At 38.3% G+C, this 17444-nt stretch carries 11 protein-coding genes; 6 read left to right on the top strand and 5 right to left on the bottom strand.

Translation table 11 applies throughout. The features are described 5' to 3' along the window. Positions 1-154 precede the first annotated feature (154 nt). Positions 155-1333, bottom strand: a complete 1179-nt coding sequence (locus tag ABD792_RS17455; protein WP_345007658.1) for an acyl-CoA dehydrogenase family protein — start codon at positions 1331-1333, stop codon at positions 155-157. Between the two features lie 201 nt (positions 1334-1534). On the opposite strand from ABD792_RS17455, the gene ABD792_RS17450 reads away from it, so the two are divergent. The 4 genes from ABD792_RS17450 to ABD792_RS17435 are packed head-to-tail and all read left to right on the top strand — an operon-like array spanning position 1535 to position 8047. Further along, complete coding sequence (locus ABD792_RS17450; RefSeq protein ID WP_345007657.1) at positions 1535-4237, top strand: DUF1553 domain-containing protein; 2703 nt, start codon at positions 1535-1537, stop codon at positions 4235-4237. A gap of 8 nt (positions 4238-4245) precedes the next feature. Then, positions 4246-5715, top strand: coding sequence for a DUF1501 domain-containing protein (locus ABD792_RS17445; protein WP_345007656.1), 1470 nt, complete (start codon positions 4246-4248; stop codon positions 5713-5715). A gap of 18 nt (positions 5716-5733) precedes the next feature. After that, on the top strand, positions 5734-6642 hold the full coding sequence (locus tag ABD792_RS17440) for a sugar phosphate isomerase/epimerase family protein (RefSeq protein ID WP_345007655.1): 909 nt from the start codon (positions 5734-5736) through the stop codon (positions 6640-6642). 28 nt (positions 6643-6670) lie between these two features. Continuing rightward, positions 6671-8047, top strand: a complete 1377-nt coding sequence (locus ABD792_RS17435; protein WP_345007654.1) for a DUF2231 domain-containing protein — start codon at positions 6671-6673, stop codon at positions 8045-8047. Positions 8048-8051: 4 nt separating this feature from the next. Here the strand turns inward: ABD792_RS17435 and ABD792_RS17430 are convergent, their stop codons facing one another. The 4 genes from ABD792_RS17430 to ABD792_RS17415 form a co-directional block, all read right to left on the bottom strand. Then, a complete protein-coding gene (locus ABD792_RS17430) occupies positions 8052-8714 on the bottom strand; it encodes a tRNA1(Val) (adenine(37)-N6)-methyltransferase (RefSeq protein WP_345007659.1) in 663 nt (220 codons plus the stop codon). A 76-nt stretch (positions 8715-8790) separates the two neighbouring features. Continuing rightward, the gene (gene rimM / locus ABD792_RS17425) at positions 8791-9315 is read right to left on the bottom strand and encodes a ribosome maturation factor RimM (RefSeq protein WP_345007653.1); all 525 of its coding nucleotides are present in this window, start codon (positions 9313-9315) and stop codon (positions 8791-8793) included. Between the two features lie 66 nt (positions 9316-9381). Next, the gene (locus ABD792_RS17420; protein ID WP_345007652.1) at positions 9382-9879 is read right to left on the bottom strand and encodes a 30S ribosomal protein S16; all 498 of its coding nucleotides are present in this window, start codon (positions 9877-9879) and stop codon (positions 9382-9384) included. A gap of 129 nt (positions 9880-10008) precedes the next feature. Next, positions 10009-11079: a lactonase family protein gene (locus ABD792_RS17415; protein WP_345007651.1), complete on the bottom strand. Its 1071-nt coding sequence runs from the start codon at positions 11077-11079 to the stop codon at positions 10009-10011. 180 nt (positions 11080-11259) lie between these two features. On the opposite strand from ABD792_RS17415, the gene ABD792_RS17410 reads away from it, so the two are divergent. After that, the gene (locus ABD792_RS17410; protein WP_345007650.1) at positions 11260-12720 is read left to right on the top strand and encodes a sulfatase family protein; all 1461 of its coding nucleotides are present in this window, start codon (positions 11260-11262) and stop codon (positions 12718-12720) included. A 213-nt stretch (positions 12721-12933) separates the two neighbouring features. Then, a complete protein-coding gene (dnaE, locus tag ABD792_RS17405; RefSeq protein ID WP_345007649.1) occupies positions 12934-17322 on the top strand; it encodes a DNA polymerase III subunit alpha in 4389 nt (1462 codons plus the stop codon). Positions 17323-17444 lie beyond the last annotated feature (122 nt).

Raw genomic sequence — 17444 nt, 5'->3', positions numbered from 1 at the left:
TTTCTTTACTTATTCATACCCTTTTGTGACGGATTCCTTTAAAATTATTTTGCAACGTAATGAGGGTTTCATTAGGTTAATTCAATTATGGATAACAGGTAATTAAAGAGGCTGTCTTTTGGAAAACAGCCTCTTTAAAGTTTTTGAGAATATGCTATTTAAAAGCATTTAGGCCTGTAATATCCAGGCCTGTGATTAGTAAATGGATGTCGTGAGTGCCTTCATAAGTGATAACGCTTTCAAGGTTCATGGCATGTCTCATAATACTGTACTCACCTGTAATGCCCATGCCTCCTAACATTTGTCTGGCTTCTCGGGCTATGTTAATAGCCATGTCTACATTATTGCGCTTTGCCATCGATATTTGGGCAGAAGTTGCTTTGCCTTCATTACGTAATACACCTAGCCTCCAAGTAAGCAATTGAGCTTTGGTTATTTCAGTTATCATTTCAGCCAGTTTTTTTTGTTGTAGCTGGAATTGACCAATTGGTTTTCCAAATTGTATACGCTCCTTGCTGTAGCGTAGTGCAGTATCGTAACAATCCATTGCTGCACCTATGGCACCCCAGGCAATACCGTAGCGGGCAGAATCCAAACAGCCTAGAGGAGCGCCTAATCCAGATTTATTAGGCAATAAATTTTCTTTAGGCACTTTAACATTGTCAAAAATAAGTTCGCCTGTTGCAGAGGCACGAAGCGACCATTTATTGTGCGTTTCGGGAGTAGAAAAGCCTTCCATGCCACGTTCAACAATTAATCCATGAATGCGGTTGTTCTCATCTTTGGCCCAAACGATGGCTATTTGCGCAAATGGTGCATTGCTAATCCACATTTTAGCACCATTTAAAAGGTAATGGTCTCCCTTATCTTTAAAGTTTGTTATCATGCCGCTAGGGTTGCTCCCATAATCAGGTTCCGTTAAGCCAAAACAACCAATCCATTCACCGCTAGCCAATTTAGGAAGGTATTTTTCGCGCTGTGCTTCGTTCCCATATTTCCAGATGGGGTACATTACCAAAGAAGATTGTACCGAGGCCGTAGAACGGATGCCAGAATCTCCGCGTTCAATTTCTTGCATTATTAAGCCATAGGAGATTTGGTCTAGCCCTGCACCGCCATATTCCAATGGGATATAAGGTCCAAAAGCTCCAATTTCTGCCAATCCATTAATAATCTGCATAGGGAATTCGGCTTTTTGGGCGTAATCTTCAATAATCGGGGTAATGTCTCTTTTTACCCATTCCCGGGCAGCATCTCGAACTAATTTGTGTTCATCAGTAAGTAGTTCGTCTAGCTTGTAATAATCTGGTGCTTCAAATAAGTCTGGTTTCATGCTCTTTAAGTTTAAATGCAATGCGTATTTCTTAAAACTGACACGTATTTTTTGTTAAATTCGCAATAGGATTCAAATTTAATTAAAGCAAGCTAAACAGTGGCAAAAAAAGTGTCATAATTAGGTAATTTAGAGTAATTTTAGAAATTAGGAGTTCTATATATTGCGAAATCATTTTATAATTTAAAAAATTAATAGTTTTTGAAAACGTTTTTTTTAAAATCGATAGGTTTTTGTTATTCATTAGTTTTCATTTTTGTCACGTCTTGTAAGGATGACAAAATAGACTTCAATGCGCAAGTACGGCCTATACTTAATAAGAAATGTATTAGCTGCCACGGAGGGGTTAAACAATCTGGAGGGTTTGGTTTGGTGTTTAGGGAAAATGCCTTAGCAGAAACCATTAATGGTAAGATAGGTATTGTGCCCGGGCATCCAGAAAAGAGTGAAATGATAGCAAGGATTAAGCACAAAGATCCAGAAATGCGTATGCCTCTTGAAGCCGATCCCTTAAGTGAAGATGAGATTGCCCTCCTAACAAAATGGATAGAACAAGGAGCAGAATGGCAGGAACACTGGGCTTATTTAGAACCACAAGAACCAGAAGTTGCGCTGGATGATTTAGATTGGGGTGTAAACGAAATAGATTATTTCGTGTTCAATAAAATGGAAGCACATGATTTGTCTCCAAGCGATCAAGCCGAAGCACATGACCTGGTGCGTCGTCTTTATCTGGACGTAACAGGAGTGCCTCCAACAACCGAACAAGTAAAAGCATTTGTTGAAAACCCTTCCGATAAAGCCTATGAAGATTTGGTAGATACCCTTTTGCAATCCCCTAAATATGGTGAACATTGGGCTAGTATGTGGTTGGACTTGGCTAGATATGCAGACTCCAAAGGATATGAGGCCGATAGGCCAAGGGAAATATGGAAATATCGTGATTGGGTAATTAAAGCATTTAATGAGGATATGCCGTTCAATCGATTTACTATTGAGCAATTGGCAGGCGATTTATTGCCTAACCCTACAGAGGAGCAATATATAGCAACTGCTTTTCATAGAAATACACTAAATAACGGCGAAGGTGGTACGGATAATGAAGAATATAGAATATCGTCGGTAATAGATCGTGTTAATACCACATGGGAAGTGTGGCAATCTACAACCATGAGTTGTGTGCAATGCCATAGCCATCCTTATGATCCTATAAAGCATAATGAATATTATACATCCTATGCCTTTTTTAACAATGCAGCCGATTGGGATGTGCCAACTGAGCATCCAATTTACAGAGAGTTCGACAGCTTAAGTTCAGCACAGCTAAAAGATGTAAAAAAATGGGTAGCTAAAGTAGCTTCCAATGATGAAGCGAATAAGTGGGAAGCCTTTATTCGTATTCAAGAACCTAAAATTCGTCCAGAGGATTTTGATGAAACGACAAATACAATACACTACAACAGGTCGAATCAAGATTATATGGAAGTTTATAATAAGGCTTCTATAAAACTTAAGGACGTAAGCTTAAGTAATGTTGATCGGATCTATGTGAATTATAGGCAATACACTAAGAACAAAGGTACACTGCTAATAAAAAAGGACAGTATTAATGGGACTGTAGTGGGTAAAACCATATTAAATAAGTCCAATGGCTTTACAAATGTACCTGTTGCTATTAAAACAGATGCAAAAACAGCAGATCTATATTTTCAGTTTACAAGCAGCGCAACGGATTATTTATGTTTTTTAGATGGTTTTTTGTTGGCGGAAAAGTTGCCTGTTGCAAACGATGGGACATCTCCTGAAATTTACGATAAAATAGATGCATTGTTAAATGCTAAATTTAAGCATTCAACACCAGTAATGGTAGAAAAACCTAATGATTTTAGCAGGTTAACTCAGGTGTTCGACCGAGGAAATTGGTTGGTGCTAGGAGATACGGTGCAAACCGATATCCCAAAACTATTTAATGTTAATAATAGACAATTTAAAAATAGGTTGGATCTTGCTGAGTGGCTCGTAAGTGAGGATAATTATCTTACAGGGCGGGTTATTGCAAACCGTTTTTGGGCTAAGCTCTTCGGTAAAGGGATTGTTTTAACTTCAGAAGATTTTGGAACCTTAGGAGAGAGACCGACACATCCAGAATTGTTGGATTGGCTGGCTTTGCGATTTTCTAAAGATTGGAATTGGAGTATGAAAACCTTGATACGAAATATAGTGCTTTCAGAAACCTATAAGCAAAGTTCTGTAATTACAGAAGAAGCTAAGCAAATAGATCCCCATAACCAATGGTTGGCAAGAAGTTCCCGTGTGCGCTTGTCGGCAGAACAAATAAGAGATCAAGCATTGGCCGTATCGGGGCTGTTGAGTGATAAAATGTATGGTCCAAGCGTTATGCCTTATCAGCCAGAAGGAGTTTGGACAGTTGTATATAGTAATGATACCTGGCAAACAAGTCCAGATGAAGACGCTTATCGTAGAGGGCTTTACACATATTTAAGAAGATCAAGTCCTTATCCTTCATTTATAAGTTTTGATGCATCCGAAAGAGAATCGTGTTTATCGCGACGAATTAATACGAATACACCCATTCAGGCATTAGTAACCCTAAATGATCCAGTGTATTTTGAAGCAGCCATGCACTTGGCGCAGCAAATAGAAGCCTTAGATGGAGATAATAAGACTAAGGTTGAAGCAGCTTATACAAAAGTAATTGGTAAAAATATTTCGCCTGATAAAACGACAATACTAGTAAAGTTACTTGAAGATACTAAAGCGTATTATCAAGCTCATAAAGAAGAAGCCTTTCAACTGGTTAAAACAGACAATTTAGAGCTGGCATCACTTACCATCATGATGAATGTTTTGATGAATATGGACGAATTTATTGTAAAAAGCTAAACTGGACTATGGATTTATACAACGAAGCACAAAAGAGAAAATTAGAGTTTACTACAAGAAGACACTTCCTCAAGAAATGTAGTACCGGTTTAGGAGGGATTGCATTGACTTCTCTAATGGGGCCGCAATATATGTTTGGGAGTAATAATACAGTTAACAGTTTAGATCCAGCCAGCCTTCCGCATTTTTTGCCAAAAGCTAAACGGGTTATCTATTTGCATATGGCAGGAGCTCCTTCACAATTAGAGTTGTTCGACTATAAGCCAGCATTACAAAAGCTTCATGGATTAGATTGTCCGCAATCACTATTGGAAGGTAAACGCTTTGCTTTTATACAAGGTGTACCCAAAATGTTAGGGCCTCAATTTAATTTTAAAAAGTATGGGCAATCTGGAACGTATGTATCTGATGCTTTGCCTCATTTTAGTGAAATTGTCGACGATGTAGCCATTGTAAAATCAATGCATACCGATGAGTTTAACCATGCCCCAGCGCAGTTATTATTGCAAACGGGAAGCGCACGTTCGGGGAGACCGAGTATTGGTGCTTGGGTAACCTATGGTTTAGGATCGGAAAATGAAAACTTACCAGGCTATATGGTACTGGTTTCAGGAGGAAAGAACCCAAGTGCCGGAAAGAACGCTTGGGGTAGTGGTTTTCTGCCTTCAGAATACCAAGGAGTGCAATGTCGTAATTCTGGAGATCCTATCCTTTATGTGTCAAATCCCAATGGCATGAGTCGCGATATACGCAAAAAGTCGCTAGATGCCATTAACGAAATTAATAGGACGCAATACAAAGAGTTTAATGATGACGAAACCTTGTCCCGTATCGCACAATATGAGATGGCATTTAAAATGCAAGTATCAGTGCCGGATGTTATGGATGTTTCCAAAGAGCCCGAATACATCCGGGATATGTATGGAGCTAAACAAGGAGAAGCGTCGTTTGCGAACAATTGTTTGCTAGCCCGACGTTTGGTGGAACAGGGCGTGCGTTTTGTTCAGTTATACCACTGGGGGTGGGACATGCACGGCGACAGCAAGGCGACATCTCTAAACGAAGGCCTAAAAACCAAATGTGGGGAGGTAGACCAACCCATGGCAGCTCTGGTTAAGGATTTAAAGCAGCGCGGACTTTTAGATGATACTTTAGTAGTATGGGGAGGTGAGTTTGGAAGAACCCCAATGCGTGAAAATAGGGGTGGTCGTATTATGCCTTATTATGGTAGGGATCATCATACCGAGGCTTATAGTATCTGGATGGCCGGAGGTGGTATTAAAGGCGGTATTTCTTATGGAGAAACTGACGAAATAGGATATTATGGTGTAAAAGATAGGGTGCATATTCATGATCTACAAGCCACAATATTGAATCAGTTAGGCATAAACCATGAGAAGTTTACGTATCATTTTCAAGGAAGGGATTTTAGACTTACCGATGTGCATGGACGCGTCGTTAAAGACCTACTTATATAATTAAAGAACGGATAATAAATGAAGCAAACAAGACGCCAATTTATAACAACAGCAAGTGCGGCAGGAGCAGGACTGTTTTTAAATAGTATGAATTTACCCGAAAGCGTAGAGTCAAAAGAAGGATTTTCCCTTAATATATATGCAACACGATGGGGCTTTAATGGCTCTATGGACGATTTTTGTAAGGCCGCTAAAAAGGAAGGTTACGACGGTATAGAAGATTGGTTCCCCCATGATGAAGCAAGTGAACAGGCCTTATACGAAGCTTTGGATAAATACGGTCTAAGGTTTGGAGCTTTAACAGGCAGTGGAGGCGCAAACTTTATGGCCCATAAAGAAAGTTATACTAATAATTTGCGAAAAGTAATTTCCAGAAAACCAGATTTTATTAATTGCCATGCGGGAAAAGATTTCTTTACATTTGAAGAAAGTAAACAATTAATGGAATTTGCTATTCAAGAATCCAAGACATCAGGCGTGCCCGTTTATCAAGAAACACACCGGGGACGTATGTTGTTTGCACCACATATTTGTGGTCATTTTATTGATGCTATTCCAGATCTTCAGTTAACTTTAGATATTTCGCATTGGTGTGTTGTATCAGAAAGTTTATTGGGTAACCAGAAAGAGACCGTAGACAAGGCGTTAAAACGTACTTCACATATACATTCGAGGGTAGGTCACGAAGAAGGCCCTCAAGTTAGTGAGCCAAGGGCACCCGAATGGCAAAGAGCTGTCGATGCACATTATGCTTGGTGGGATAAGGTAGTAAACTATAAAAAAGAAGCAGACGAACCATTAACAATGACTACAGAGTTTGGGCCTGCGAACTATATGTGGACCATGCCGTATACAAGGCAGCCGTTAGCCGATCAATGGGCTATTAATGTACACATGATGCAAGAATGGCGTAAAAGATATTTGTAAACGGGTTTTAATATAGTAAGTTTAGTACATGACATTTTTTTTAGAGACTAATATCTATCAGTTTTTTGGAAGGTTTCACGCAATGCTTGTGCATTTGCCTATCGGTTTTATAATATTGGCCGTTTTTTTTGAACTTCTCTCATTAAAGAAGAAAGTAGATTTAAACCTTGCCATATCCTATGCGTTTTTAGCAGGTGCTTTATCGGGCGTTTTTTCCGTTCTTCTAGGTTTAATGTTAGCTTCAGATGGAGGTTATAACGAAGCTACTTTAAATATTCATAAGTGGACAGGTATTGTAATGACCTTGATAACGTTTTTGCTTTTTTTTATAAAGCGAAAGCAAAAAACAGTACTGTGGACCCAAAAGAGCTATCCTGTTTTGGTATTTGTAGTTGTGTCATTATTATTTGTAGCTGGGCATAACGGAGGGAATTTAACACATGGATCGGATTATTTGCTGGAACATGCTCCTAATCCTATTAGAACCTTAGCGGGGATGAAGCCCATTCGGGAACGTATAACCGATTTAGATAAGGCATTGGTTTATGAAGACGTAATACATCCTATTTTTGAATCAAAATGTAATGTGTGTCACAATAACGACAAGGCTAAAGGCGATTTATTGTTGACAGATGAGGAAAGTATATTAAATGGTGGTAAAAACGGAAAAGTTATTGTTTCAGGAAATGCTAATGAAAGCGAGCTTTATAGACGTGTAACTTTAAGTCCAACGCATAAAGAGTTTATGCCAACAGAAGGGCGAACACCGCTTACAAATGAAGAAACGATGCTTGTACAGTGGTGGATTGATGAGGGTGCGCCTTTTGACAAAAAAGTTGTGGAGCTTAACCTTACAGATCGTATTAAAGCTTATTTAAGGGATGTAGGTATTGGTCTAAAAAAGACGTTTATTGAAAGCTTGGATTTAAAGGAGGTTGACGACAAGGTTATTGCTTCAATTCGAGCTGAAGGTTTTAAGATAAAGACAGTTTCAGGTAATAGTACCCTGTTAGAAGTAACATATTCATCATATAATAAAGAGCCTTTAACAGCCAACAAATTAGATGTGCTTTTAAAAGCTAAAACAAATATTATATGGTTGGATTTTTCTGGAGTGCCCATACAAGAGGATCTAGTGTCTAAGTTAGGTCAACTAGAAAACCTTGTGGCCCTTAGAATGAGTAATGCCAATCTTACCGATACAGGTGTAAAAGCATTCGAATCCTTAAAACATTTAGAGTATCTTAACCTTTATGGAAACCCTATAAGCGATGCCAGCTTGCAAAGCCTTCAAAAATTAAAAGGCCTTCAAAAACTGTATTTATGGAAAACCAATGTTTCAGATACTGGCTTAAAAAGTTTAAAGGACTCTCTTGAGGAGGCAACTATTATTTCTGGCTTGTAGCAAACTACATTTTTAAATAGAAATCCTTGGTGAGGTTAATATAGTCTTGGGTATATTGATGCCTGTTAGTCTCAATAATGAGCTCTTTTCGTTGTACAGTCACACCTTGCTTGAATGAAAACTCTATTAAGCTACGTTTTATTTCTGATGTAGGGGATCCCTTGACCTGCAATATTCTGTTCGCGAAAAGTCCAAATTTTGAAGCTAGATCAATAAAGCCTTTGCCTTCTTTAGAAGGTATGATTACAGAAAATTTGCCAGATGCAGATAATAATTTGGAAACACTTTCAATCAAGTGTTCAAAAGGCATGGCATCACTAAATCTGGCCATGTCCCTTTGTGAGTTATTGGTTTTGTAGTCCTCGGAATAAAATGGGGGATTCGAAACAATAAGATCGTACTTGTCTTCAATTTCGTCGGTAAACTCTTCTAGTGAAGCATGGTAGCAAAAAAGGCGATCGTTCCAAGGCGAGTTTTCAAAGTTTTCGGTGCATTGTTCATAAGCAGCATCGTCAATTTCGAGGCCATCAATAAGTTCTGCATAACTGCGCTGCGCTAACATAAGAGCAATAATGCCAGTGCCTGCTCCAATATCTAAAATTGAAAATGGTTTATGGTCTATTGAAGTCCAGGCTCCCAGTAATACACTATCGGTGCCTATTTTCATGGCACATTGGTCTTGTCCTACTTCAAATAGTTTGAATTTAAACGGTTTCAAGGTAATTTTCAATTTTTGTGATTTCCTACAGGTATAAATCAATTAACCCTTCAGGTACGTCTACGATAATCGTTTTCTTCTCCCTATCTACTTTTACAATGAATTCGTCATTCATAGGTATTAGAATTTCTGCACCTTCCCTGTCAATTTCAAAAAGAGCTTGGGCCGTTGTGTCATTTATTCCTTTTATGATGCCTACTTTTCCAAAAGAAATATCTTCAATAGAGAAGCCTATTACTTCGTGAAAGTAAAATTTATTGCCTTCTAACTTGGGAAGCAAATCTAGAGGCAAATAGAGGTCGCATTTTATAATGGCATCAGCGTCAAATTCACTATCAACATCTTCAAATTTTATGCGAAGCAGTTCAGATTTGTGTAATTGAGAGGCTTCAATAAAAAAAGGGACGAGGTTGTTTCGTAATTCCACAAAAATAGCATCTAAATGTTCGTAGAGTTCAGGTTGATCGGTATCGAGTTTTGCTAGAACTTCACCTTTAAAACTGTATTTTTTTACAATTTTCCCTAAATAAAAACAGTCGTCTTTTTGCATAGTGGTGTTAAAATAAAAACTCCGATAGGATATATCGGAGTTTAAAAGTATAAAAAATATTATTTTTTATTCTTCTTCGTTTGTTGCTTCTGCTTCTGCAGGAGCTTCTTCAACAGCAGGTACAGCAGCAGCAATTCTTGCTTCATTAACCGCTTTTTCAGCTTCTAGAACTTTAGCTTTCGCATCGGCTTGGGCTTTTGCTAAACCTTCAGATTTAGCTCCGATCTTACCTTCTTTTTCCTCTAACCAAGCATTGAATTTTGCTTCAGCTTGCTCTTCGGTTAAAGCACCTTTTTTTACACCACCAGTAAGATGGTTTTTCAATAAAGCACCTTTGTAAGATAAAATAGCTCTGGCGGTATCCGTTGGCTGTGCACCGTTCTGTAGCCATTTTACAGCACCATCAACACTTAAATCGATTGTTGCTGGATTAGTGTTTGGATTGTAGGTACCTAATTTTTCCAAGTACTTACCATCTCTTTTAGCGCGCGAATCTGCGGCTACGATCCAGTAAAAAGGCTTTCCTTTTTTACCGTGTCTTTGTAGTCTAATTTTTACAGGCATAATAATTAATTAATGAGGTTCTCGACCTCTGTTATTAATAAGGCTGCAAAGATACTATATTTTTTTAATTTTCAACGCTTTAATCGAAAAGAGTTCCTTGGGGTTCTGTCTCGGGATTTGGCAAAAAGATTAGAATAGAAGACAAACCGGAGAAGGCAGGTCTACTGAGTGCAAAAAGGAAAGTTTGCCACTATTGCTATCTATTTTAAAAACACTAATATTATTACTTTTTTGGTTGGCTACCAATAAGAAGTTTCCAGAAGGATCTAACGAGAAGTTTCGTGGCCAGTTACCATGGACATCCATATTTTGAATTTTCTCAAGTTTACCAGATATATTATCTCTTTTAAAGACTACAATGGTATTTTCGCCGCGATTGGAACCATATAAAAAACGCTCGTCTTTAGACAAGTGAATGTCTGCACAATAACTTTCACCATTAAAGCCATCTTTAAGTGTCGAAACGTTCTCTAGGGGTTCAAAATGGTTGCCGTTTTTTTTAGCAGAGGTCACTGTATTGGCATATTCATTTATAATATATGCAAATCGGCCATCGTTTGTTAAAGAAAAGTGTCTTGGCCCTGCATTTTCGGTCATGCTTACAATAGAAGGTGTTATTAAGTTATAGTCTTCTTGGTTTTCAGATAGTTGGTAATTGTAAACGCCATTTCTTCCTAGGTCTGAAACATAAAGTTTGTCTTTGTAAAATTGAGCAGAGTGTGCATGCGAAATACTATCAGGTGCATTGTGGTTAAATACTTTATAAGCCTCGTCCAAATGCCCATTGCTTTGTATGGAATATAATGAAACTGTACCTCCTGTATAGTTAGAGACTACGGCGCGATTGCCTGTTGTATTGATGGCAATGTGGCAAGGATGAGCTCCGTTGCTATTAACTGTGTTAAGGAGGGACAACTTGCCGTTGTCATCCATTTTAAAAGCAGATACTGAGCCTTTTTCGGTTTCATTAACTGCGTATATGTAGTTTCGATCTGGAGAATAAGATAAAAACGAAGGGTTTTCTGTTTTGCCGACCAATTGCAATTGGCTAAGTTCTCCAGTTTCAGTGTTGAATTGAAATTTATAGATACCTTCACTTTCCCCGGAGGTATACGTGCCAACATATAAAGCTATATCTGGAGATGAACAATTCATAAAAAATACTGAGGCAATACACATAAAAAATAATTTAATCTTCATAATGTTCCGTTTGATGGGTCATAAAAGTATAAATAATTTCGGAGCGATAATAATCTTTATCGATAGGAGTTCAGGTGTTATTAAAAAAGGAAGTTTTTATAATGCTTGCTTTGCGCTTTATGTTATAAGGTTCTGAATAAAAAAGTTATATTTATTTCCTTAACTAAAAACCTATTCCTTATGAAGTTCCTTTTCCGAAGTTTACTTTTTGTAAACGCACTTATTGTTATTTCATGTACATCGAAGACAAAGCAGCAGAAAGTAAAAGATAAACCGACAAATTTTGTTATTGTTTTTGTGGACGATATGGGGTACGGCGATATAGGTTGTTACGGAGCAACGGGTTTTGCGACTCCTAATTTGGATAGAATGGCTGCTGAAGGTATGCGCTTTACTAATTTTTACGCTGCGCAACCCGTTTGTAGTGCGTCAAGGGCAGGGATTTTGACAGGTTGTTACCCTAACCGAATAGGTGTTTCGGGAGCATTATTTCCACATAGTGATACAGGGTTGCATCCTAACGAAACAACCATAGCAGAAATGTTAAAAGAAAAAGGATATGCCACAGGTGTTTTTGGTAAATGGCATTTGGGACACCATAAGAAGTTCTTGCCTTTACAGCACGGTTTTGACGAATATGTAGGCCTGCCATATTCAAACGATATGTGGCCAATTGGTGTTGACGGGAAACGGCATCCTGTTGGAAAGGGTGCTGGAAAACATCCAGATTTGCCTTTGATTGAAGGAAATGAAGTTGCCGAATATATAACAACTTTAGAAGGACAGGACAAATTAACAACGCTTTATACCGAAAGGGCTGTTGATTTCATTAATCGTAATGCCGATAAACCTTTCTTCGTATATCTGCCACATAGTATGGGGCATGTTCCATTGGGGGTATCAGATAAGTTTAGAGGGAAAAGTGAACAGGGGCTTTATGGAGATGTTATGATGGAGATCGATTGGAGTGTAGGTGAGATAGAAAAAGCATTACAGGTCAATGGTATTTCAGAAAACACGGTGTTTATTTTTACTACCGATAATGGGCCGTGGTTAAATTATGGAAACCATGCGGGGTCATCTGGTGGTTTGCGGGAAGGTAAGACAACCAGTTGGGAGGGAGGACAACGAGTGCCGTTTATTGTTAAATGGCCTAAATTAACACCTCCCGGCACTATTTGTAATCAGTTGGCCTGTGCTATTGATATCTTGCCGAGTTTCGCAAAGATTACTGGAACTAAATTGCCTGAACTTAAAATAGACGGTGTAGATATTACTGGTTTATGGAAAGGGAATGTCGATTTAAAACCACGTAAAGATGTGCTTTTTTATTACGGTAAGAACAATTTAAATGCAGTACGTAAAGGTAACTGGAAACTGGTTTTGCCTCATACATGGTCATCGTATAATACAAAACCGGGAAGCGATGGACATGGTGGTCCAAGAAAGCAAATGAAAGTTGAAACATCACAACTTTATAATATGATGCGTGACCCAGGGGAACAATACAATGTAATTGCGTATTATCCAGAAAGGGCAGAAGAACTCATGGAAATTGTTAATGCTGCCCGAAAGGAATTGGGAGATCTTAATGTGGGATTAGAGTCAGGCACAGGAACAAGGGAAATTGGAAAGAAATAATAAATTTAGTTTCCAGCTTTTATGCCTAATTACTTATGTGGCTCAGATAGGCGTATAGGAGCTAATTTTCAGCGTTAGTAGTTAAAGCAAGGCATTTCTTATGTTTAAAACTCTTTATAACTTCATTGTTGAAAAGTACAAAATCTATGTATTTTTATACACTTCGTTTTTAGTGTTTGACGAATAAACAAATCAACAGATAGACAATTACTTATGTACTTAATTTTTGATACAGAAACCACCGGATTACCTAAAAGATGGGATGCGCCGATTACCGATGTTGATAATTGGCCGCGTTGTATTCAGATTGCATGGCAGTTGCACGATGCTATGGGAAACTGTATCGAACATCAAGATTTTTTGGTGCAACCAGATGGATTTAATATTCCATACGACGCAGAGAAAGTTCATGGTATTTCTACAGAACTGGCTCAGGAGCAGGGTGTGTCAATGGTTGAGGTTTTAGATAAGTTCAATAGTGCTTTAAGTAGAACGAAATTTGTAGTTGGACAAAACGTTAAGTTCGATCTCAATATTATGGGAGCCGAATTTGTGCGTCAAGATATTGCTAATGTGCTACAGGAATTACCAGTTTTAGATACCTGTACCGAACATACAGCAAGTTTGTGTAAAATCCCTGGAGGTAGAGGGGGCAAATTTAAACTACCAACACTTACAGAACTCCATGAATTTTTATTCGATACCCCTTTTTCCGAGGCTCACAATGCGACTGCCGATGTAGAGGCCACTACTCGTTGTTTCTTTGAATTAGTACGTTTAGAAGAATATACCAAAGAGCAACTGGATGTTGCCCCCGATTATTTTCAAAATTTCAAAGAAGCCAATCCGCAAACCATTCAGCTTATAGGCTTAAAGCACATTAATTTACAAAAAGAAAGTGCTAAGATTCGTGAGCGTATCCAAAAGGCGGAAACAAGCACCATTTCTACAGAAGAAATAAAGCAGAATGTGGCCGATTTAGCGGATGTTGATTTTGTACACTTACACAATCATTCACAATTTTCCGTATTACAATCTACCATTAGCATTCCCGATTTAGTTAAAGTTGCTGCAACACATAAAATGCCAGCGGTAGCATTAACAGATCATGCCAATATGATGGGGGCTTTTCATTTTGTAAAAGCAGTTAATAATCATAATAAGTCGGTTCAAGCAAAAAATGAAGAGGCAATTGAAAGGGGAGAGGAGCCACAAGCTAAAGAAATAAAACCTGTTATTGGTTGTGAGTTCTTTGTATGCGAAGATCATACCGATAAGTCAAGAAAGGATAATGGTTATCAGATTGTATTAATTGCTAAAAATAAAAATGGATACCATAACTTGGCAAAACTATCGTCTCATGCCTTTGTCGACGGATTTTACTATTTGCCGCGAATCGATAAAAAACTTATTCAACAATATAAAGAAGATTTAATTGTACTAACAGGAAACCTTTATGGAGAGGTACCCAGTAAAGTGCTTAATGTTGGTGAGAACCAAGCTGAGGAAGCTTTGCTTTGGTGGAAAGAGCAGTTTGGTGAAGATTTGTATATTGAGTTGATGCGTCACAATCAAGAAGATGAAAATCGTGTTAACCCCGTACTCATTGAGTTTTCTAAAAAGCACAATGTAAAGTTAGTGGCGACCAACAATACTTATTATTGTGATAAAGAAGATGCCAATGCCCATGATATTTTATTGTGTGTAAAGGATGGTGAAAAGCAAGCCACACCTATTGGTCGTGGTCGCGGATACCGTTATGGATTGCCCAATCAGCAGTACTATTTTAAGTCTTCAGATGAGATGAAAGCCTTGTTTAAGGATGTTCCTGAAGCTATAATTAATACACAAGAAGTTGTCGATAAAGTAGAAGCATATCAGTTGGCGCGTGATGTGTTATTGCCCGCTTTCAATATCCCAGAACAGTTTAGGCATGAGGAAGACCTGGTAGATGGAGGCAAGCGCGGTGAAAATGCTTACTTAAGACATTTAACGTACGAAGGAGCAAAAAGGCGGTACGGAGAGCCTTTAAGTGAAGAAGTTAAGGAACGTCTTGACTTTGAATTGGGCGTTATAGAAAATACAGGCTATCCTGGGTATTTCTTGATTGTAGAAGATTTTATAAGGGAAGCCCGGAATATGGATGTATCGGTAGGCCCTGGTCGCGGATCGGCAGCTGGGTCGGTAGTGGCCTATTGTTTATGGATTACCAACATAGATCCTATGAAGTACGATCTACTTTTTGAGCGTTTCTTAAATCCAGATCGTATTAGTATGCCCGATATCGATATTGATTTTGATGATGAGGGACGAAGCCGCGTTATGGATTATGTGATCGAAAAATATGGAGCCAATCAGGTGGCTCAAATTATTACATACGGTACCATGGCAGCGAAGTCGTCCATTCGTGATACAGCGCGTGTGTTGGATTTACCTTTGTTTGATGCCGACAGGATTGCCAAGCTCATTCCTGCCATGTCCAAGTTGCATAAAATCTTTGGTTTAGATGAAAAGGAACTGTCCAAAAAGTTTAAGGCAGAGGAACTGGAGAAGGTAAACGAGTTACTTAACATATCGGAAGGTTCTGGGTTAGAGGCCGAAACACTTAATATGGCAAGAACCTTAGAAGGTTCGGTTAGAAATACAGGTATTCATGCCTGTGGTGTGATTATTACGCCCGATGATATTACCAAGTTTGTCCCAGTGTCGGTAGCTAAAGATTCCGATTTGTACGTGACCCAGTTTGATAACTCGGTAGTTGAAGAAGCCGGTTTGTTAAAAATGGATTTCTTGGGTTTAAAGACATTAACCCTAATAAAGGATACCGTTAAGATTGTAAAAGCAAAGCATGGTATCGTCCTGGATCCTGAAAGTTTCCCGTTAGACGACGAAGAAACCTATGCTTTGTTTCAACGTGGTGAAACAGTTGGGGTGTTTCAGTACGAATCGCCTGGAATGCAAAAACACCTTCGTGATTTAAAACCTACGGTTTTCGAAGATTTAATAGCCATGAATGCTTTGTACCGTCCAGGGCCAATGGAATATATTCCTAGTTTTGTTAGGAGAAAGCATGGAGACGAGGAGATAGAGTACGATTTACCAGCTATGGAAGAATACCTTAAGGAAACTTATGGTATTACTGTATACCAAGAGCAGGTGATGTTGTTATCGCAGAAGTTAGCCGATTTTACCAAAGGTGAAGCCGATGTGTTACGTAAGGCAATGGGTAAAAAACAAATTGCCGTACTCGATAAAATGAAACCTAAGTTTATTGAGCAGGCTAGTGCTAATGGTCATGATGCTAAGATTTTAGAAAAAGTATGGAAAGATTGGGAGGCATTTGCAAGTTATGCCTTTAATAAGTCGCATTCCACTTGTTATGCATGGATTGCTTACCAAACAGCCTATTTGAAAGCCCATTATCCAGCCGAGTACATGGCAGCTGTGTTATCTAATAATATGAACGATATTAAGCAGGTAACCTTTTTTATGGAAGAATGTAAGCGAATGAAATTAAAGGTGCTTGGACCAGATGTTAATGAATCCTATTACAAGTTTTCGGTAAATCAAGATAATGCTGTTCGGTTTGGTATGGGGGCTATTAAAGGTGTGGGGCATGGAGCAGTTATGACTATTGTGGATAATAGAAAGGAAGGAGGTCCATATAGATCTATTTTTGACCTGGCAAAACGTATTGATTTAAGAGCAGCTAATAAAAAAGCTTTTGAAAATTTAGCCTTGGCTGGTGGATTCGACTGTTTTGGCGATACGCATCGCGCTCAGTATTTTCATGATGATGGTGATGGCATTACCTTTTTGGAAAAAGCCATTAAGTACGCTCACAAACATAAAGAGAACGAAAATTCTGCTCAGGTGAGCTTGTTTGGTGAAGCAAGTGAGGTTCAAATAGAAGAACCCACAGTGCCGCCTTGTGAAGAATGGGGGACAATGGAGAAGCTGGCTCAAGAGAGAGAGGTTGTAGGTATTTATATCTCTGGGCATCCGCTAGACGATTTTAAAATTGAAATGACTACTTTTTGCAATGCAACTTTGGCGTTCTTTAAAAATATGGAAGCCTATGTAAATAGAGAACTAGTCTTTGGCGGTGTGGTTACCGATGTGCAGCACCGCGTGAGCAAACAAGGGAAAGGCTGGGCTTTATTTACTGTTGAGGACTACACCGATAGCTATGAATTTAGAATTTTTGGAGAAGAGTATTTAAAATTCCGACATTTCTTAATGAAGAATAACTTTGTGTTTATAAAGGTGTTGATTAGAGAGGGATGGGTCAATAAGGATACTGGTAAAAGAAGTGATCCCAGATTGCAATTTAACAGTTTTCAGTTGTTGCATGATGTTATGGAAGCCTATGCAAGGAAGTTGTCTGTTCGGCTTAATATCGATGATTTAAAAGAGGAAAAAATAGTGCAATTAAAAGATTTGATAGGTTTGCATCAAGGAGACCGTCATCTTAATTTTGTAATATACGATACAAGAGAACAGATAAAGCTAAATATGTCTAGTAGAAAGCAAAAAGTAAAAATATCGCAAGAACTACTTTATGCCTTAGAAGAACAAGATATCAATTATAAACTTAATTGATACTTAAGGCTTTTAGAAGGGGTGAAAAACATAAATAATTGTTAACAATAAGGCTATAAACAAAACAAATTGTAAGCTTGTAAGGTAAAGAGTTTTTTTTGACTAATTTTGTAGCATTAAAA

The organism is Snuella lapsa (assembly GCF_039539345.1).
GTDB classification, from domain to species: Bacteria; Bacteroidota; Bacteroidia; order Flavobacteriales; family Flavobacteriaceae; genus Snuella; species Snuella lapsa.
The sequence above is the reverse complement of the archived record's forward strand: the minus strand, read 5'-3'. Positions and strand labels throughout refer to the sequence as shown.

Excerpts from the sequence above, each read along its gene's own strand:
- ABD792_RS17435 (WP_345007654.1), top strand. The coding sequence starts at position 6,671 with ATGACATTTTTTTTAGAGACTAATATCTATCAGTTTTTTGGAAGGTTT.
- ABD792_RS17410 (WP_345007650.1), top strand. The coding sequence starts at position 11,260 with ATGAAGTTCCTTTTCCGAAGTTTACTTTTTGTAAACGCACTTATTGTT.
- ABD792_RS17445 (WP_345007656.1), top strand. The coding sequence starts at position 4,246 with ATGGATTTATACAACGAAGCACAAAAGAGAAAATTAGAGTTTACTACA.
- ABD792_RS17420 (WP_345007652.1), bottom strand. The coding sequence starts at position 9,879 with ATGCCTGTAAAAATTAGACTACAAAGACACGGTAAAAAAGGAAAGCCT.
- dnaE (WP_345007649.1), top strand. The coding sequence starts at position 12,934 with ATGTACTTAATTTTTGATACAGAAACCACCGGATTACCTAAAAGATGG.
- ABD792_RS17415 (WP_345007651.1), bottom strand. The coding sequence starts at position 11,079 with ATGAAGATTAAATTATTTTTTATGTGTATTGCCTCAGTATTTTTTATG.
- rimM (WP_345007653.1), bottom strand. The coding sequence starts at position 9,315 with ATGCAAAAAGACGACTGTTTTTATTTAGGGAAAATTGTAAAAAAATAC.
- ABD792_RS17440 (WP_345007655.1), top strand. The coding sequence starts at position 5,734 with ATGAAGCAAACAAGACGCCAATTTATAACAACAGCAAGTGCGGCAGGA.
- ABD792_RS17455 (WP_345007658.1), bottom strand. The coding sequence starts at position 1,333 with ATGAAACCAGACTTATTTGAAGCACCAGATTATTACAAGCTAGACGAA.
- ABD792_RS17430 (WP_345007659.1), bottom strand. The coding sequence starts at position 8,714 with ATGAAAATAGGCACCGATAGTGTATTACTGGGAGCCTGGACTTCAATA.